Here is a 17,781-nt window from a genome sequence, read left to right as displayed (position 1 = left end):
TTTGGATAAAGTCATTAAAACCATGAAAGATACTGGTGCAGATATGGAGTCTAAGTACAAGGAAACAAGTCGTGGTGGCCTAGCGGTAAACGTTACCGAATGTTAAACTCTTGAAATTGGGAGATGTTAATAAACTAACACTCCCTATCCTTTTTATCATCTGAGAATCTCTAAATGACGTAAAATGATACAACTGTGATGCTTAAAACATCATCTCAGGAGTAATCTATGAAAACGACTTTAGCACTAGGACTAATTCTTATTTCTTCTAATATTCTTGCAAGCTCGATTAATTGTAGATTTACTGAGCCCTTTATCGTTATGAATTACAACAGCGATAGTAAAGTTCTTGTTATCGATGAACTTGGCAGCGATGAAATCGTTAAGATTGAAAATATCAAAGAAAAGAAAGTTGATGAACTGACAACTGATCTTATCTCAGGTGATACAACACTTGTTACGTTAACAAGCGATGGAAAAGGTAACGATGGAATGAGCGATGAGATCATGCCAATTTCGGCACTTGCTCATTATCCTAAAAAGGTCTACGGTGGCTGTAAATAGGAATTTTAGTTTTCTAAAATGGCCTGTTTAACTTTTGCACTAAGATCATCAATATAAAGACCTTCAGAGTCTTGGCATTGATTTTTTAAGAATAAAAAAGTGAGATAAACTTTCTCTTGCTCAGAAAATTCTTCTTTTTCGAACAGACGTCGAATAAAGATAGGATTGCACTGAGCAAGACCTCTTGTACATAGTGAGAGATATGTCGGAGAATTATATCCGAGATATTTTGACCATGAGCGAAGTGAAAAGTTAGCATTCTTCGCTTTCTTTGATTCAAGAAGATCTTTTAAGAATGTTGTAATACATGCGTAATCAAATACATTTAATTTCATAATAATAGAATAGAAACTGCGTTATCTTTAGAAAACTAAAAGGAGATCAAAGCGTTGCAAACGTGCAACACTACCTCTTGAGTGGGAAAAACTGTAGAGACAGACGATAAATTTCACTCGCCTCTTCGTCTTCAACAAGCTGTTCCATATCATGGAGGAATTGATTAATGAGCTCCTTGGCCTTCTTCATTTTTTGTATATTCACAGGCATCGTTACGATCCTGTAATCCCTATTTTCAACTTCAATTTTTGCGATTTTCTTAGCGGCCAATTCTAAATTGTTGCAATGGGCCTCTCTTACGACAAAAGAAGGTATATCTGGTTTTGTTCTAGTCTTATTTACTGAAGAACTGTAGCCATCCTTTGTCTTGGATATAAATTCCATATCAACGAGATCATTTAAAATTTTAATTATCTCAGTTTCACTCAAACCGGTTTTTTCCCTCATCCATGACAGATCATTCTTATAAGTCTTCATACTAAACAAAGCTATGATGAGATGATACTTCCAATTTTTGATGAATTTTTCATATTTATCTGGATCGATGATTGTTTTTGAATCTGTTTCTAAAACTGAAGAATACTGAACGACTGATTTTTCATTTAAACGATTAGCAAAGGCGGTTTTGATAAAAAGCTTTTTGTCTTTTTCTGCTAGTGAAAGCAGTTCACTTACTCGGAGAATATCTTTTAAGGCAATGTGCCTCTTACGTTTAAGAACATTACTTAGAGTCCCTGGGCTAATTCCTAATGACATGGAAAAAGCGCGCAGGGAATAAAGCTCGTTTTTGAGCTTTCTCTTGCTAAATTCACTGTTGAGTTGGTCGATATAATCCATTAATTAGAATAAGTCTTGGTCGATTTTGATTAGGCGTGCGTCTTTATCAAAATGAAGTTTATAGTAACCTGGCAAAAGGTATTCCTTTTCATAGAAAATAGGAAAGCGTAATTCTGCAATAACTTCTTTCGGACTAGCATTGTTATAGAAATATATTCTACCGCCAGATAAGTAGAACTCAAAAAATTCAAATTCTATTTTTCTTCCCTTTACGCTCTTGGCCTCAAGTAGATTTCCCTTTTCATCAAAAACCATATCCTCATTAATCTGAATGGGAATTGATTTAAAAACAACAGATTCAATATTCAGATTTTTAAAAAGATTCATCTGGTACTTTATAGTTGTTATTGAAAACATATCGTTTAGAAAAGCATAATTAAACAAACGAACCTTTTGGGCATTCTCGTACTTCATCACATAGTAGATCAGTTCATGAATGATGAGAACTGAACGATTAAATGTATCAAGTTTCGTATAAAGTTCACGATCGACAAAAAAGCGGGTGCGATCAAAAACGGGATCATATTGTTGAACTGCAATTTGTAAAATCTCACACCCTTTTTTGCCAAAGACAGTTCCAATATCGCCAGAGTTTCCGAAAACAAGTTCATTTTCAAATTGTAGACCAACTTTAAAGTGCTCAAGCGCTGTATCAAACATTTTATGGAGTTCTGGGTAAAACTCTTTTAAAGGTTCAATATAGGATTCAACCATTTTATATTCTGAAGCACTGTCAGAGGGTGGAGTTGGAAATGTATTCCAAAATTTTTTGATATAAAAAAGATCGTAAATCTCATAGCTGCCATCATCACACTTAAGGATATGGCCACCGTTGCCTATTTCATGGCCAGCAAAAGTAAGAGAGCTTAGACAAAAAAGGAGCATTAAAACGATGTTTTTCATGCTCCAATTTTCACTTCATAAATAGAGATTGTCAAAGAGTGTCGTTCGACTAGATACTTGATTCGCTCTCTTTTTTCTTAGAGAAAAACTCCAAACCAATCACGGCCAGAAAACCGATTAAGATAAGTCCGACAGCAAGAACTGACTCTGAATTCATTTCACTAGGAATAACGTTCGCTTCGCGTAAAACTCTGATTTTGCCACGGATTTCAACGCTTTCCAGTACCTCTTTCCACGGCCATACCTTCTTCATTGAACCAATTAAAATTCCTGTTAGAAATGACATGGTTTGTAAATGGTAGTGTTTCAAAAACCAATTTAGAGTTTTAGAAAAGCCTAGAAGGCCTGTGACTGTTCCGGCAAGGAAAACAGAAATAATAGTGATGTTATCAATGAGAAACGGATTTTTTACTGCGCCAGTGATGTATTCATACTTGCCAAGGATGAGCAGTAAGAAAGAACCAGAAATTCCAGGCAATATCATGGCCGTGATTCCGATAATTCCGCATAGATAAATAAACCACCAAGACTCTGGAGTTGTGACGGGAATTAGAGAGACCAGTACCCATGCGACAATTGCTCCCAAAGCAATGAAAGCAAGACTAACTAATGTGAATGGTTTTTCTAGTTGGCGCCAAATTACAATAATTGAGGCCGCAATTAATCCAAAAAAAGCACCCCAAGTTGGAATGGGATGTTCATTGAGAAGAAAGTGCATAAGCCTTGCAAGTCCTAAAATTGCAGTAACAATCCCAAGGCCCACAGGAAAAATAAATCTTAAGTGCAAGCGACTGAATGCTTCTTTCAGTTTAAATTGCAGCAAGCATTTAAAAAATTCTTTATCAATTGAAGCGATTGCTTCTAAAAGGCCTTCATAAATTCCAGTAATAAAGGCAATCGTTCCTCCAGATACACCTGGAATTAGATCCGCTGTTCCCATGGCAAAACCTTTAGTATAAAGTTTTGCTATCTCATAAGAAGAACGGGGCCCAGGCCCCGCATTCCAAACATCTTTCCATGATTTATTTGACATAGATTATTCCGCTTTATCTTCTTCAGAAGCAAATGGTGTCTCGGCCCAATCCACTTTGAATTTACAGCTTGGACACTCAAGGTGCTTACCGTCTCTTTTTGTTTCTCTAAGTCCCATAATACCGTTTCCACACTTAGGACAAGCATGCGCGTAAGGCATTGTCCACATAGCGTTTTCACACTCAGGATAGCTTGTACAACCGTAGAAGATTTTCCCGTAACGAGATTGCTTCTCTGCAAACTTTCCTTTTTTACATTTTGGACAAGTTACATCGATAGTATATGGTAGTGTCGTGTCACACTTCGGGTAATCTTCGCAACGAACAAAACGTCCGTACTTACCTTTTTTCTCTTCTAGTCTCTTTCCACATGTTGGACATGGGTCTCTAAACCACTTCTTCTCAAGAAGATGAATTTTTCCATCAAGATCTTTTTTGAAGTCATGTGTTGAAGTACAGTCTGGGTAATTTGAACAAGCAAGGAATTGTCCGTTTCTTCCCCACTTAATTAAATATTCTCCATCAGCACACTTATGGCATTTGATCCCTGTTGGGATTTCTTGCTTCTTAAGGTTTTTCATTTCCTCTTTTGCTTTTTCAAGAGTGACTTCAAAACCTTTCCAAAATTCTTTTAAAACTTGTTTCCACTTCACTTCGCCGTCTTCGATTTTATCGAGAAGCTTTTCAACGTTGGCCGTAAAGCTAACGTTCATGACATCTGGAAACGATTCAATAAGCATGCGACAAACCACCATACCAAGTTCAGTTGGCATGAAGCGGTTTTCAATTTTCTCAACGTATCCACGATCTTGGATATTTGAAATAATTGAAGCATATGTAGATGGACGACCAATACCTTCTTCTTCAAGAGTCTTAACTAAAGACGCTTCATTAAATCTTGGCGGAGGTGATGTCCAGTGTTCTAAGAAATCAGGATTCTTAGCGGCCTTCATTGTTTCTCCTTCACTAATTTCAGGAAGAAGACCATTTTTTACATCGTTGTTTTCGTTTTCATTATCTTCATCATCTCCACCACGACGAGATCTTTTCTCGGCCGCAGCTTCAAGATAAACGTGTCTGAAACCGGCAAACTTGATGATTGAACCATTTGCTCTGAAGTAGTGACCTTGACACTCATATGTAACAGTTGTCTGGTCAATAACAGCTTGACTCATTTGAGATGAAATAAATTTATTCCAAATAAGTTCATAAAGTTTTTGTTCGTCGTCAGTTAAATCCCCTCTTACTTCATCAGGAGTGAAAGTAAGATCTGTCGGTCTGATGGCCTCGTGGGCATCTTGAACCTTTCCTTCTGACTTTTTCTTTTTAGAGTAATTAATCTCTTCAGAAGCAAGATAGTCTTTACCGTATTTATCAACGATAAAACTTCTTAAACTCTCCATTGCTTCTGGGGCCGTTCTCACCGAGTCCGTTCTCATATAAGTGATCAAACCCTGTTGCCCGTGATTTGTAAGCTCAATACCTTCATAAAGTTTTTGAGCAATCATCATAGTCTTCTTAGCAGTGTAGCCTAGTTTATTGGCCGCTTCCTGTTGAAGTTTAGATGTTGTAAATGGAGGAGTTGGATTTTGTTTTCTTTCACGTTTTTTAACTTCAACAACATTGAAGTTTTTATCCTTAACGTCTGAAACAATTTTCTTTGTGAAATCGATATCTGTTAGATCAGTTTTTTTGTTGGCCTCTTCACCATAGTACTTAATTTCAAAGGCCGTATTATCTTTTTGCATTTCTCCGTGGATTGAAAACCACTGCTCTGGAGTAAACGCTTTGATTTCATCTTCACGCTCAACAATAATTCTTAGAGCAACTGACTGAACACGGCCAGCTGAAATACCACGTTGAACTTTATCCCATAGGATTGGAGAAATTTTATAACCCACTAGACGATCAAGGACCCTTCTCGTCTTTTGAGAGTCATACATATTTTCATTAAGCTCAGTTGGATTTTGAATGGCATTATTAACGGCCGTCTTTGTAACAGCGTTAAAAACAACCCTATGGATATTCTTCTTTTTCTTTGGCCCAATTTCTTCGGCCAAGTGAAATGCAATCGCCTCTCCCTCACGGTCGGGGTCGGGTGCAAGAAAGATTTCTTTAGCGTCTTTTGCGAGTTCTTGAATTCTTTCAATCTTTGCTTTCTTTCCTGTAATAGGTACAAGATCAAGAGCAAAGTTTTCTTTTATATCAACACCCAGTTTTGATTTAGGAAGATCTTTAATGTGACCATTTGATGCCACAACTTGATATCCTCTACCAAGGTATTTCTTAATTGTTTTGGCCTTCGAAGGAGACTCTACAACGACAAGGCTGTATTCACCAGTTACCTTGATGGGCTTTTCGTCACTCCCCTCAGCGCTGGCCTTAGTAACCTTCTTAGTTACTTTCTTAGTAACCTTCTTTGCAGTTTTTTTGGCAGTTTTTTTAGCAGTTGCTTTTTTAGCAACTTTCTTTTTACCTGCAACGCTTGTTGCCATATATTTTGTCCTTTTAAAAAAAATAAAGGCCCCTAAAGACCTTTATTTTTTGACTAAGCTATCTTTAATATACTTTTTTATAGTTGATTATTGCTCAGTATTCAACAACTCATCTACTTCTTCAAGATCAAATTCTGTTAATCCGTATGGATTCTCTTTTTCATTTAAATCTTGATCAAGATACTTACGCCCTACTTCTTGCTCAATATCATTGAGAGATTCAAATGCGTCAGGATCTTGTTTTTGCTGATTATTCTCTATCGCGTCAAGGTTCTGTTGCTCTAGGAATTTATCTTCATCAACGCGTGCCTCATTCAATGACTTCTCTGCGTCAAGAATTTCACCTTCAAGTCTCTCAAGCTCTTGCATATCACGCTCATGCTCTTTGATGACAGATTTTTCACGCTCTTGTCTTTCAAGTTCTTGTAGCTCATCTTCAGTCAATTGTAGTTTATCAACTTGCTCAAGAAGGTCTTTGCCCATGTTGTCAAGGTTAAGCTCTACGTCAAGTTCATCAAGAGATTTCTTTTCAAGCTCACTAACATCACTTGCAAGTGCATTAGACTTAAGTTGCCTCTCTTTTAAAACCTGCTCCTCTGTTTTTGCCAGGGCCAGTGCCCCCATCGGAATCTCAACACTACTATTGGTAATAATGGCCGTAGCAAAGTTATCTGTTAATGTTACGACTGAAAGCTCACCAATCTTATAAGTTGGATCAGGTGTAATTCTCTTTCCTGTTCCCTTATCTTCAAATGAGTACACTTCAAAAACGTTACCAATTTCAACTCCATCAGCACGACCTCTATCAATATAAACAACATCACCAAAGGAAATACCATTTGCCGTGTCTCTATGAGTATCGATGATGGCCGCTTCAATGGCCCTTTTATTAAATGTTTTAAAGATTTTTTCAATCTTAGGAGTATAAACAGTGATTCTCGCCCCTCTTTCGATGATCCCGATAAGATCTGTTACCAAACACTCCCAAAGATGGTTTTGCTTGCGGATAACTTTAATCTGGGCAGAGATATCATACTTAAACCCTGAGCGATCAGAAATAGAATGAGACGCCTTACCTTCCGGGCTGTAAACAGAGAACATGTCACCTGGTTTAACTTTTACGCCTTTATCAAATTCCACATAGATTTTTTCATGGGCCTTGATAAAAATACTCTCATCTCTTTTTGCGTCTACTTTTCCTAAATCCTGTACAACGTTTGTCGTCACAAATGTATTTAAGAAGAAACCTTCTTTTACTTTATATTCAATCTTCGAAGATTTATCGAGACCTGTCTCGTCATACTCTTCACCAGGTTCTTTAATAACAATATCAGGAACAGGTGGCTCATACTTCTGGTATTCAGTTCTAATTGAAAGTTCACCAATTTTTCTAAGATCATCAAAAGTTTCTTCTGAAGCAAATTGGAAGAAGACACCTTGATCAATGAGCTTTTGTCTTTCAGCTAACCATGGAGGAGTCGAATCATCTGCAAAACTATCAAATTGAAATCCCGCAGCAGATTTCTTACTCAGTTTAGCTTCATCTGGTACGTTTTCAAAATTTCCAAGTTCGACGTTTGGAAACTCGTCGCTGGTCCCTGTACGAAACGTTAGAACCATTCCCGGTTCAATTTCGTGCGGATTTGTAATATGAGGGTTCATCGACCAAATTTTTGAATAGTAAAAACCTGAACCAAATAGACGTTCAGAAATTTTCCATAACCAGTCGCCCTTTTGAACGACATATTTTTCTTCTTTTGAATTTGTACTTATCTCTTCCCATTCAACGTCAGGAATTTTAGTTTCTAAAAATTTCGAGATTTCTAGAAGTTTCTTCTCTTCATTACCAACGTCAAAAATCTCAGGACGCTTGGCCTTTTCTTCTTTTGTCTCTTCTGGCTGATTAACTATCAATGATTTGTCTTCGATAATTAAATCAACATCATCTTGAATCACGAATGTGTCATTCTTTTTTTCTTCAGGTACCTCTTTCACTTCCTCTTTGTTTTCAGAGGTGGCAAAAGGATCTGTTCCAATATCATTTTTAAGGGCCTCATAATCATCTGTTTCTTCAACATCTGATAAATTGAGATCAACATTACTTCCTTCAAGCATCTGTTGATCGTTGGCCTCGAGAAGCTCCAAGTTCACGTCATCAGTCACAGCATCATCATTTGCAAATGTTGCATTTGAAGCTAAGAGTGTTGCTAATATGAATGTGAAGAGAACTTTACGTCTCACCAAGTGCTACTCCTTAAGCTGCGCCAAAAAAATCGTGAAGGATTGAGTAATACTTCTCTCTTTTCTTATCTAATTTTAATTTCTCAGAACAAACAATAAGACGTCCAAGCGCCTTAATCACGACACCACTAAACGAATGCTTTGAAATAATCTCTTCAAAAACTTGCATAGCAAGATCATATTCATTTTGCATAAATAGCATTTCACCCAAATAGAATTTAGCTCTAACTTGGATTTGTGGAACAGGTGATTGTTCTAAATCTTTAAAGACACTAAGTGCCTGATCAAAGCGATTTTGATTAACAAGGACAATCCCCTTTCTTAATCTTACGATTTGATTTTCAATGGCATTGTCTGAAACACCGATACCAGCACCAGACTGACCAAGCATCGATTCATTTTGATCGACCATCTTTTTTTGCTCATTGAATACATCAACAGTCTCAGCTAAATCAGCAGGTGGTTGCACTTTACTGAGTTGGTTAACTATTTCAGAAGGATCTCCCCCTTGAAATGGTTTCTCAACTGAATCTCTTTTTTGAACTTCAGCACTCTTAACTTGATCAACTAAAGTTTCATACTTTGAAAGAAGTTGGTCGTACTGCTCTTTAGGAACCATCTGTAGTGGTGCTTCTTTGGCCTTCGCTTCATCTTCACCAAATAAAGATGTACGCTCTGTCATCCAAGCGCATGAACTTAACGTACTTACCATAAGCATTAACGATAAATAACGCGAAACCTTTGCAGGTCGTAGAATGCTTACTTGCATCAGTGAATTCCTTTTCACTTTTGTCCTCCATGACATATACTTCATAATGAAGTCTTTGATGCCTAGCTTAATTAATATTTTAGTTGAGTTAGCACCTAAGTCAATGATATTTGGTTTTGTATATAAGGAGAGCACTTTGAGTGAACAAAATATATTTCATCTAATCGTTAGACTGCCAAAAGAAGAAGCTGCATTCTTCTATTTCCAATTAGAAGCAAACGAAGGCCTATGCTTTTACTCAACTTTAGAATCCTCACTAAAAGAGGCCTTTCGCGACATTGATATAAAGTCGAGTCCAGAGTTCGCGCCTGAAGTGAAAAGAATTATTGCAAAGCTCCAAGAGAAATTCCCGATCGAAATACTCGTAGAAGAAAACTTATAATAGGTGGCCTAATGATGAGAAAAATTTTCCTCCCTCTTACCCTAATCGTAGCAAGTTGCAGTCTAACTCCAACAATTCCTGATGGTGAGTATATTGAGCAAAAGCACGGAACTTTTGTTGGTGGAAAAGTTTTATACAGGGTTTGCGAAGATGAGAAGAAAACAAAACAAAGACGACTTTCAACTCTTGAGAGACTTACAAAGATTTGCGCCCCTAATGCTCCCTCAATCATTAGTGAAGAAGTAACTTCAACTGAAACAAAGAAAATTAAAAAAGAGTTATTTGGTGAGCAAGTAAATCTCATCACTTTTAAGTGTATTATTCCTCACTAACAAAAAAAGGGCCATTTCTGGCCCTTCATTTATCAATACTTAATTTTGAAAATAATTGGAAAGTGGTCTGAATATCCAGCTTCACCTGTAGTTGAAGCATTATGATCATAGCGCTTTGGAACCCCTACAACTTTTGAACCATTCAAATACTTACCACGACTTTTATACTCATAGCTCGTTGTGATAAAGTTTGGTGCATAAATTGTATATGAATCATTCGCAACACTTAGTCCTTTTTTATCTTTAAGATTTGGAGATAAGAAAATTCGATCGAGAACATTCCAAGTCATCTCAGGAGCAAAAAAGTATGATCCCGGAGGTTGGCTGTTTTTCACATCCCAAGAAATCTTCTTATCTTCTTTGTACTCTTCGTGAAGATCGTACATGATACCATCTTTTAGAAGAACATCTTTAAATGGGTGCGGGTGGTTTGAATCAATGGTATTAAAGTCCCCTACCGCAATAACGTAGTGATCCTTATTTGCTTTTTGTAATTCTTGAATTCTCTTTCTTAAAAACTCGGCCGCTTTTACACGCTTAATATTTGGATTTCCAAGACTTGGCCAGTGATTTACAAAAACTGTAAGGGGGTATTTCTTATCAACAAGAAATTCAACTTCTAAAATATTACGAGTAGGCCAGCTTTTAAAATCATCTGAGTTTAAAACGATCTCTGATTTTTTAACAAACTTAATCCCCTTGTCCTCGTTATATAAAAGAGCAACGTCCACTCCTCTATTGTCCGGACTATTCGTCACAGCTACGCCTTTATAGCGAAGAACATCGGCCACTTGTTTTACAACGGCTTCATTTTCTACTTCCACTAGGGCCATAAACTCAGGAGGATTGCCTCTGTCTTTTAATACGACATCTGCAATTTGATTAACTTTAAGCTTAACCTTGTCAGAGGTCCAATCTGTATCAAGACATTCTTCTCTTCTTTTGCGGCTCTCAACTTTTTTACACTCTTTCTTCTTGTCTTTAAAAGATTTTGGAAGATAGGCCCAATCAAGTTTGCCTTCATCATGATTGGCATCAAAAAGGTTCTCAACATTGTACGACATAAACTCTAAAGTTTTTGCACTAGCATTAAAACTTAGAATACAAGCAAGAATAGCAACTAATTTCATCGTTTACCCTTATTATAGATTTTCTTTAATCCAATTAATAACATCATCATGGTGTGATTTTGTTTTAACCTTATCCATGATGTGAACAAGCTTTCCTTCTTTATTGATAATAAAAGTCGTTCTCACAACTCCCATGAATTCTTTACCCATGAATTTTTTTAGATCCCAAACACCGTACTTTTCAGTAATGGCATGATCAGGGTCTGATAAAAGTGTGAAATTTAATCCATCTCTTTCAATGAATTTTACAAGTCTTTTTGGTTCATCAGGACTTACCCCAAGAACAACTGTATTTAATTTGTCGAAATCTTTCTTAGTATCGCGAATCCCACAGGCCTGAACTGTACACCCAGGAGTCATGGCCTTTGGATAAAAATAAAGGACAACATTTTTCTTTCCTTTAAAATCTTTTAATGAAACTTTTTCTCCATCTTGATTAAGCATTGTGAATGCTGGTGCAAGATTTCCTACTTTAGGTAGTGCCATATTATCCTCCTTACCAGTGATTTCTTTTTTCTCTGAGTTTTAGAAAAACATTCTTTTCACAAAGAGTGTTGTCTCCCAAGCTCGATTTAATTTCTTCAACATCTAGACGAAAGAACGTATTGAACTCTCTTTCTTGTCCAATCGTGGATGTTATAAACTCTCCATCTTTAAAATCTTTAATTCTTTCAAGCTGTGCTTTTGCTTTTTTATTGCTTGGTTCAAGATTTAAAGTAAAGAGCAAGTTGTTCTTCATATAATCATGTCCAGGATACAAAACCACATCATCTTGTAGTGGAAAAATTTGATCTCTAAAAGTCTCATAGAGAACTTCGGGATTTCCACCATTATGACAATTGCCCACGCCTGCATTGAAAAGAGTGTCTCCGCTAATCAGCGCAAGATCTTTTCCCTCATTTTGCAAAAGCAAACATAAGTGGCCCATTGTGTGCCCTGGAGTGTACAAAACCTTAACATAAGTTCCATCAATTGTTTTCAAGATTTCGTTATCTTTTAAATATCGCCCCACACCAGGAATTTTGCCACGCGCTTTTTCGTGGGCCCATACCTCGCAAGCACAGGCCTTAACGAGGGCCTCATTGCCGCAGTAGTGATCAAAATGTTCATGAGTATTAATGATAGCTTTGATAGGCTTTCCAATTTTTTTAGCCTCTGCAAAAATCTTGTCACCATTGAAGGGATCAACGGCATAAAGTTCAGACTCATCTTCAAGTAGATATTCAAAATTTCGTAGAGAACTAAAGCTAAAAAATTGATGGACTTTCAAAATCTTAATCCTTTTATTGGTATTGAGAGTAAGTTATCATAAACACAAAAACATAAAACAAAAAGGAAGCACATGGTCAACGCAGCTCTTGTCACGAAGGTGTTCATTCTCTTTGTGGCCCTTAAAAGCCTTATTGAGGCCTACCTTGATCGCCGAAATATGAAAAATATCTTGGCAAACCGAAATGAAGTTCCTGAAAAATTTAAAGAACAAATTTCTCTGGCCGACCATCAAAAGGCCGCTGATTATAGTATTGCTAAAATAAAGGCCTCTCAATTTTTTCAATTCATTGAAGTGGCCATACTTCTGATGTGGACACTCGGTGGTGGGATTGAGGCCATGGACAGGTTATCAAAAGATCTTATTGGAGAAGGAACTCTAACGACTGGTGTTTTCTTCTTTATGGTTTATTTGGCCATTTCATTTTTTCTTTCTCTTCCACAATCAGTTTATACAACTTTTGTAATTGAAGAAAAATTTGGCTTTAATAAGACAACAGTTAAAACTTTCATCACAGATATTATTAAATCAACTCTTGTTGGTCTTGTTATCTTTGTCCCTATCCTCTATGGTCTCCTATGGATTATGGCCTCTGTTGGAGAACTGTGGTGGCTATACGCTTTTGTTTTTTTAACTCTTATTCAAATCGTTTTGATGTGGGCCTACCCAACTTTTATTGCACCCATCTTTAACAAATTCACACCTCTTGAAGAAGGTGAAGTAAAAAATAAAATCATGGAGCTTCTTGCGCGCATTGATTTTAAAGCAAGTGGTCTTTTTGTTATGGATGGCTCAAAAAGAAGTGCCCATGGAAATGCGTACTTCACAGGTTTTGGAAAAAATAAAAGAATCGTTTTCTTCGATACTCTTATTAACTCTCTTAACCCCAATGAAGTTGAAGCTGTTCTTGCTCACGAGCTTGGTCACTTTAAAAGAAAGCATATCCTTAAAATGATCGTTAAAAGTATTGTCATGAGCTTCATTGCTTTTTTTATTATGGGACAACTTCTGCATTCAGAAATTTTCTTTAAAGGTCATGGAGTACAAACAGTAAGCACACATGCGGGACTACTTCTTTTTATGATGGTTAGTGGGATTTACACTTTTTTCATTGGCCCAATCAGCTCATATCAATCAAGAAAGTTTGAATATGAGGCCGATGAATTTGCGGCCACTCATTCAAATGCTCGCGACCTTATTAATGCCCTTGTGAAGATGTACAAGGACAACGCCAGCACATTAACACCTGATGAAATGTACAGTAACTGGTACCACTCTCACCCGCCGGCCATTAAGCGTGTTAGCTTTCTTGAAACATTTCTCAAATAAAACGAGGGTCATTTTGACCCTCTCTTTTTATTAAAAACTATCATCTTATTACACAAAAACCATAACCATTTGTTTTTACAACGGCCAACCAAAGTTTAACAGAAACCTCTTTTGACGTTGGAGGTCATTAACATTACAAAAATGAAGTAGTGAGATTAATTTCGGGGGAGATTATGAGAAATCTAGGATTGTTACTTCTTTTAGTCCTTGCGCTTGTCGCAATTACAAATAGTCCATCGGCTTCATTAGAGAGCTCTATTCAAGTTTCAAGCAGAGACAAGAATCCTGTTCCAGAAGATCCTCCAACGCCGAAAACTCCACCTAAGGTGAAGGATAAAAAACTCGTTCTAAAATATCTGAAAGTTTAATTCTAAGAAGCTTTCTTTAGAGGATCTACTTGTGAGATCCTCTTTACATCTGCGTGATCTGCCAGCAATTTTTTCATTTTCAAGAGAAATGGTTTTAACTCAGGATTTTTTGCATACATTTGTTTGATCATTTGATTCATTTGATGCTCTAACAACTTTGCATCAGAAGCAAACATAGCAACAAGCTCAGTCTTGGCCTCTGCTACTTGGGCACGCAATTCCGCATCTGAAAGTCCGGACCCCATCACTTGCATTGGAACAAGATTACTGTGAGTCGACGAAGCGTCATGGGCCTTACTAGAAATTTGAGAACTATCAAATTTAATTGCAACGTTAGTTGCAGTAAATTCTAAATCAAGAAGATCATGTTCAGAAGAGCCCTCCTGATTGATCTTATCGACAAGTTCCATATTTTGATCTTTTTGTTCACTCATGATGTTTATTTCTACCCATAAAGTTAACTACATAATTCTTATCGTCATGGTGAAATACTTACTTGAGCGTTTCACTCTACAAAGTATAATGTAAAATTAAACTACGAAGAAATACAAGGAGTTAGAGTCCCGGAACTGAAGAGATCTTCATGACTTTTTCACGGCCTTTTTTCGAGTAGATCCTATTATTTTCAATGCATTGGCCATTTGATTGCGATGGAAAGTCTTCAGCACCGCCAACTAAAATACCTATAACCTCACCACTCTCAGTATCAAGAACAGGTGAACCAGAGTTCCCGACGAAAGTGTCGAGATTAGTTTTTAGATTAGGTCCAAACCAAGAAGAAGTAACTTCACCTACTGCCGTCTTCATAGGAAGGCCGAGAGGATGCCCAATTACTGCAACATTTTTTTTCTTTTTAATGCGATCTTTGGAAATTTTAAGTGGTTTACGACCAGTTACTTCTCTTTCTAATTTTATGATGGCGTAATCTTTTCCAAAGAAAAGATCAGTCTCTTTTCTTGAGAGAATTTTTTGGCAACGATAAATATTTTTTGATTGAATATTTTTAACACCATTAAAATATTCAAATACCCAAACCCCATCTTCGCAGTCTTGCTTGCTACGTATGCAGTGGCCTGCTGTTACAAGTTTATCTTTACCTACAAGAAAACCAGTACACATGGACAAAATGGGTTGAGTTGAGAATTTCTCACTCGGACAAATATTGAACTCACTCACAGGTGTGCGCGATTGATCGAATTCATAAAACGGTTCATGTTTCTTTGTCGCGAGAATGCGACTTAAGTGATAGCGTAAAAGTGCAGCGTTAGACATTTTTTTATCAATATCTTTTAATACAAGATCGTCTTTACTATTATCATCAGAATTCATCTCATCACTTTCTCTCTTGCCTTCTTCGCGCGAGGCCTTAAGAAGTTCTAAGAGAAAATTATAGGTCTGCTCATCAACTTTACCGCGAACGCTTTGCAATTGTTCTTCAAGTGACTGTTCACTATCTGGAGCTTCATTTGATTCATAAAGATCATAAAAAGGAACAAGTGCGGCCACAGAAAATGCGGCCTCAATTAATTTAGGATTACGAACCTCTAGAGATTCAACGCGATTATCCTCTCCGTAAATAACTGAAGGAGTTGGTCTAACTGAAGCTTCGGCGCTTGAGACCATTAAGAATGAAAGTAGAATTGTACGTAAGTCCATGAATTTCCTTTTGGTGTTTATAACCTAAAGGACGACTTAACGCTACGCCTCATGCAGTTTTTTCATGATCTAAAAGCCACTTTTTAACTTCAGCTCCAAGGGCAAATCCCCCAAGTCCATTGCTTGCAACCACGCGATGACAAGGAATGATGATAGGAATCGGGTTTTTATTATTGGCGCCACCCACTGCACGTTGAGCACCCGGCCTGTTGATATCCACGGCGAGCTGACCATAAGTCTTTGTTTTTCCGTAAGGAATTTGAACTAGGCCTTGCCAGACTTTCTGTTGAAATTCAGTTGCACTGGAAAGATTAAGCTCTAAGTCGAAATTCTTCCTTTTTCCTTGAAAATATTCACTAAGCTGATTTTTTGCTTCAAGCAGACAAGTTGTAGGTGCGTCTTCTCCAAGCTCATCATGTTTGATAAATTGAATCTCGCTAATATTTTTTTCATTTCCAATGATCTTAAGGGGTCCAATTGGAGTTTCGAGGTAAACGTGCATATGAAATCTCCTGTGGCCATTATCGACTGTGCAACAGTTACTCAGGCCATCAGTTGCTTTAATAAATTGACTCATTATTTTGAGAGACCTTTCTCTTACCATCATCCAGTTCAATATGGAATGTCTTCTCTTTTTGAAATTCCAGAAAATTCAGGTCTTATCATTTTAGGTAGCCTTTCAGATGTCCATGAAAAATTAGCATGGCAAGTGGAGCTTGCTGAATTTTTAAAAGAAAAAATAAGTTCTGGAACTCCTACATTGGGAATATGCTTTGGCCACCAATTAGTTCAAGATATTTTTGGAGGATCTGTTGATCTTATTGATGCTATTGAAAGACCTCATCAAGGAACTCGCCAATTTACAATAAACCAAGATCACTTCAATTTTAAGGCCGGTGAAAATTTTGAACTCTTTGTAACTCATAATTACGAAGTGAAAAATCTTGCTCCCGATTTTATTTCGCTGGCCCAAAGTAAGCAATGTCAGTTCGATGCTATAGCTCACAAAGATCTTCCTTTTCTAAGCGTCCAAGGTCATCCTGAGGCCTCTAAGCAATTTGTCAGTGGACACATCTCTAAAGAAATTAGTGACGATAAATTTAAAAAGGCCACACTTGATGGCCATCGATTTATAGAAAGATTTTTGGAGATTGTAGACAAGGCCTAGTTTCCTAGGCCTCGAATTCTGTATAGAGTGTTTCGTAAAACGATTCTTTTAAGAATTTAAAATAAACAGAACGGTACTTTTCAATTTCGTTATGAATTTCATGATAGGCGCCTTCAAATTCTTTTAATCGAAATGATTTTTCTGTATGAGTGAAATAGTTCTTAATGGCGGCAGGCCCAACAACTCTATCTTCACTTCCATATGTACAATATGCCTTACACTCTACTCGAAGAGGACGTGCATAAACATCTTTCGAAGCTTTTACCAACTCAAGCAGAAGTTTAGAATGAAGCTTTAAATGATTTCTCTCATCATTTAGGTACTCTTCTTTCACTTGAATATTGTGTGAAAGATAGTTGAGATCAACTAGGCCTCCCAGCTTAATTGTAAGGGGAAGCTTTACTAAATTTCTAAAGACACTTTTAGGGATGATATTAATGACATCGCCTAATGCACCTGGCATACCTACAGGTGGGGCATTTAAAAAGACAACTTCAGGATAAAGATGCTTATGAGCTTCATTTTGCAAATAGCCAGAAGTAATAAGTGCACCCATCGAGTGTCCAAATAAAATCATGCGCTTCATTTTATACTTATCTTCTAAATAAGAAATGATTTCGCCGAGATCTTCATAGAAGTGCTCAAAAGAATCGACATAGGCGCCAACCCCTTCACTTCTACCGTGGCCTCGTAGATCGTACTGACAAATATTAAAATCCTGACCAAAAAGCTTAGATATATATTTATGTCTACCGTAATGCTCACCAATACCATGGCTGGCCACAATCCAAATGGGACTGCCTACTTCTTTGATTTTCAAATGTAGAGAAACACCGTCTCTCATTTGAAGTTTCTTATGATCACCTTTCATACAAGCTCCTAGAACCAAAACAGTATATCATATTTTAGTAATATTAAGCTTTTAATAAAGAGAAGTATTTAATATTTTGGAAAAATTGCCGAATAAGAA

General features: G+C 37.0%; 21 protein-coding genes. 7 read left to right on the top strand and 14 right to left on the bottom strand.

All coding sequences use genetic code 11. The features are described from left to right. Window positions 1-106, top strand: a 106-nt coding sequence (locus M899_RS18770) for an L-serine ammonia-lyase, iron-sulfur-dependent, subunit alpha (RefSeq protein WP_155897045.1), incomplete at its 5' end; no start/stop codon positions are given. A gap of 122 nt (window positions 107-228) precedes the next feature. Further along, window positions 229-564 (top strand): hypothetical protein, encoded by a 336-nt coding sequence (locus tag M899_RS02430; RefSeq protein ID WP_021269779.1) that lies wholly within the window; start codon window positions 229-231, stop codon window positions 562-564. Window positions 565-569: 5 nt separating this feature from the next. Here M899_RS02430 and M899_RS02425 read toward each other — a convergent pair whose 3' ends face one another. From M899_RS02425 to M899_RS02395, 7 genes are all read right to left on the bottom strand, one after another. Beyond that, window positions 570-899, bottom strand: a complete 330-nt coding sequence (locus M899_RS02425) for a hypothetical protein (RefSeq protein WP_021269781.1) — start codon at window positions 897-899, stop codon at window positions 570-572. Window positions 900-969: 70 nt separating this feature from the next. Continuing rightward, complete coding sequence (locus tag M899_RS02420) at window positions 970-1,737, bottom strand: DUF4423 domain-containing protein (RefSeq protein WP_021269806.1); 768 nt, start codon at window positions 1,735-1,737, stop codon at window positions 970-972. Between the two features lie 3 nt (window positions 1,738-1,740). Continuing rightward, on the bottom strand, window positions 1,741-2,640 hold the full coding sequence (locus M899_RS02415) for a hypothetical protein (RefSeq protein WP_021269787.1): 900 nt from the start codon (window positions 2,638-2,640) through the stop codon (window positions 1,741-1,743). A gap of 49 nt (window positions 2,641-2,689) precedes the next feature. Continuing rightward, window positions 2,690-3,673, bottom strand: a complete 984-nt coding sequence (locus tag M899_RS02410; RefSeq protein WP_021269810.1) for a DUF368 domain-containing protein — start codon at window positions 3,671-3,673, stop codon at window positions 2,690-2,692. Window positions 3,674-3,676: 3 nt separating this feature from the next. Further along, on the bottom strand, window positions 3,677-6,166 hold the full coding sequence (gene topA, locus M899_RS02405; RefSeq protein WP_021269798.1) for a type I DNA topoisomerase: 2,490 nt from the start codon (window positions 6,164-6,166) through the stop codon (window positions 3,677-3,679). An 87-nt stretch (window positions 6,167-6,253) separates the two neighbouring features. Continuing rightward, window positions 6,254-8,407, bottom strand: a complete 2,154-nt coding sequence (locus tag M899_RS02400; RefSeq protein WP_021269759.1) for a LysM peptidoglycan-binding domain-containing protein — start codon at window positions 8,405-8,407, stop codon at window positions 6,254-6,256. Between the two features lie 13 nt (window positions 8,408-8,420). Then, window positions 8,421-9,176 (bottom strand): tetratricopeptide repeat protein, encoded by a 756-nt coding sequence (locus M899_RS02395; protein WP_155897043.1) that lies wholly within the window; start codon window positions 9,174-9,176, stop codon window positions 8,421-8,423. A gap of 136 nt (window positions 9,177-9,312) precedes the next feature. On the opposite strand from M899_RS02395, the gene M899_RS02390 reads away from it, so the two are divergent. Beyond that, window positions 9,313-9,558 carry a hypothetical protein gene (locus M899_RS02390; RefSeq protein WP_021269772.1) on the top strand — a complete coding sequence of 82 codons (246 nt, stop codon included), beginning with the start codon at window positions 9,313-9,315 and terminating at the stop codon, window positions 9,556-9,558. Between the two features lie 11 nt (window positions 9,559-9,569). After that, window positions 9,570-9,890, top strand: a complete 321-nt coding sequence (locus M899_RS02385; RefSeq protein ID WP_021269758.1) for a hypothetical protein — start codon at window positions 9,570-9,572, stop codon at window positions 9,888-9,890. A gap of 32 nt (window positions 9,891-9,922) precedes the next feature. On the opposite strand, the gene M899_RS02380 is transcribed toward M899_RS02385, so the two are convergent. From M899_RS02380 to M899_RS02370, 3 genes are read right to left on the bottom strand one after another with little or no spacing between them, the layout of a single operon-like run. Further along, on the bottom strand, window positions 9,923-11,020 hold the full coding sequence (locus tag M899_RS02380; protein ID WP_021269775.1) for an endonuclease/exonuclease/phosphatase family protein: 1,098 nt from the start codon (window positions 11,018-11,020) through the stop codon (window positions 9,923-9,925). 12 nt (window positions 11,021-11,032) lie between these two features. After that, window positions 11,033-11,506, bottom strand: coding sequence for a thioredoxin-dependent thiol peroxidase (gene bcp, locus M899_RS02375; RefSeq protein ID WP_021269809.1), 474 nt, complete (start codon window positions 11,504-11,506; stop codon window positions 11,033-11,035). 10 nt (window positions 11,507-11,516) lie between these two features. Further along, window positions 11,517-12,290, bottom strand: a complete 774-nt coding sequence (locus M899_RS02370) for a hydroxyacylglutathione hydrolase (protein WP_021269790.1) — start codon at window positions 12,288-12,290, stop codon at window positions 11,517-11,519. A 72-nt stretch (window positions 12,291-12,362) separates the two neighbouring features. On the opposite strand from M899_RS02370, the gene M899_RS02365 reads away from it, so the two are divergent. Together M899_RS02365 and M899_RS02360 are read left to right on the top strand one after the other, a co-directional pair. Further along, window positions 12,363-13,619: a M48 family metallopeptidase gene (locus M899_RS02365; RefSeq protein WP_021269776.1), complete on the top strand. Its 1,257-nt coding sequence runs from the start codon at window positions 12,363-12,365 to the stop codon at window positions 13,617-13,619. 173 nt (window positions 13,620-13,792) lie between these two features. After that, window positions 13,793-13,987, top strand: a complete 195-nt coding sequence (locus M899_RS02360) for a hypothetical protein (RefSeq protein WP_021269766.1) — start codon at window positions 13,793-13,795, stop codon at window positions 13,985-13,987. 2 nt (window positions 13,988-13,989) lie between these two features. Here the strand turns inward: M899_RS02360 and M899_RS02355 are convergent, their stop codons facing one another. The 3 genes from M899_RS02355 to M899_RS02345 all read right to left on the bottom strand — a co-directional run bounded on the left by M899_RS02355 (window position 13,990) and on the right by M899_RS02345 (window position 16,145). Next, a complete protein-coding gene (locus M899_RS02355; RefSeq protein WP_021269797.1) occupies window positions 13,990-14,421 on the bottom strand; it encodes a hypothetical protein in 432 nt (143 codons plus the stop codon). 121 nt (window positions 14,422-14,542) lie between these two features. Next, window positions 14,543-15,643 (bottom strand): trypsin-like serine peptidase, encoded by a 1,101-nt coding sequence (locus M899_RS17405; RefSeq protein WP_021269778.1) that lies wholly within the window; start codon window positions 15,641-15,643, stop codon window positions 14,543-14,545. Window positions 15,644-15,692: 49 nt separating this feature from the next. Next, entirely contained in the window at window positions 15,693-16,145 is a 453-nt protein-coding gene (locus M899_RS02345; RefSeq protein WP_021269788.1) for a methylated-DNA--[protein]-cysteine S-methyltransferase, read from the bottom strand. Here M899_RS02345 and M899_RS02340 point away from each other — a divergent pair, their 5' ends adjacent. Further along, window positions 16,146-16,811 (top strand): glutamine amidotransferase-related protein, encoded by a 666-nt coding sequence (locus M899_RS02340; protein ID WP_021269794.1) that lies wholly within the window; start codon window positions 16,146-16,148, stop codon window positions 16,809-16,811. A gap of 4 nt (window positions 16,812-16,815) precedes the next feature. Here the strand turns inward: M899_RS02340 and M899_RS02335 are convergent, their stop codons facing one another. Next, on the bottom strand, window positions 16,816-17,682 hold the full coding sequence (locus tag M899_RS02335) for an alpha/beta fold hydrolase (protein ID WP_021269805.1): 867 nt from the start codon (window positions 17,680-17,682) through the stop codon (window positions 16,816-16,818). Window positions 17,683-17,781: the final 99 nt, after the last annotated feature.

The organism is Bacteriovorax sp. BSW11_IV (assembly GCF_000447755.1).
Classification (GTDB): domain Bacteria; phylum Bdellovibrionota; class Bacteriovoracia; order Bacteriovoracales; family Bacteriovoracaceae; genus BSW11-IV.
The sequence above is the reverse complement of the archived record's forward strand: the minus strand, read 5'-3'. Positions and strand labels throughout refer to the sequence as shown.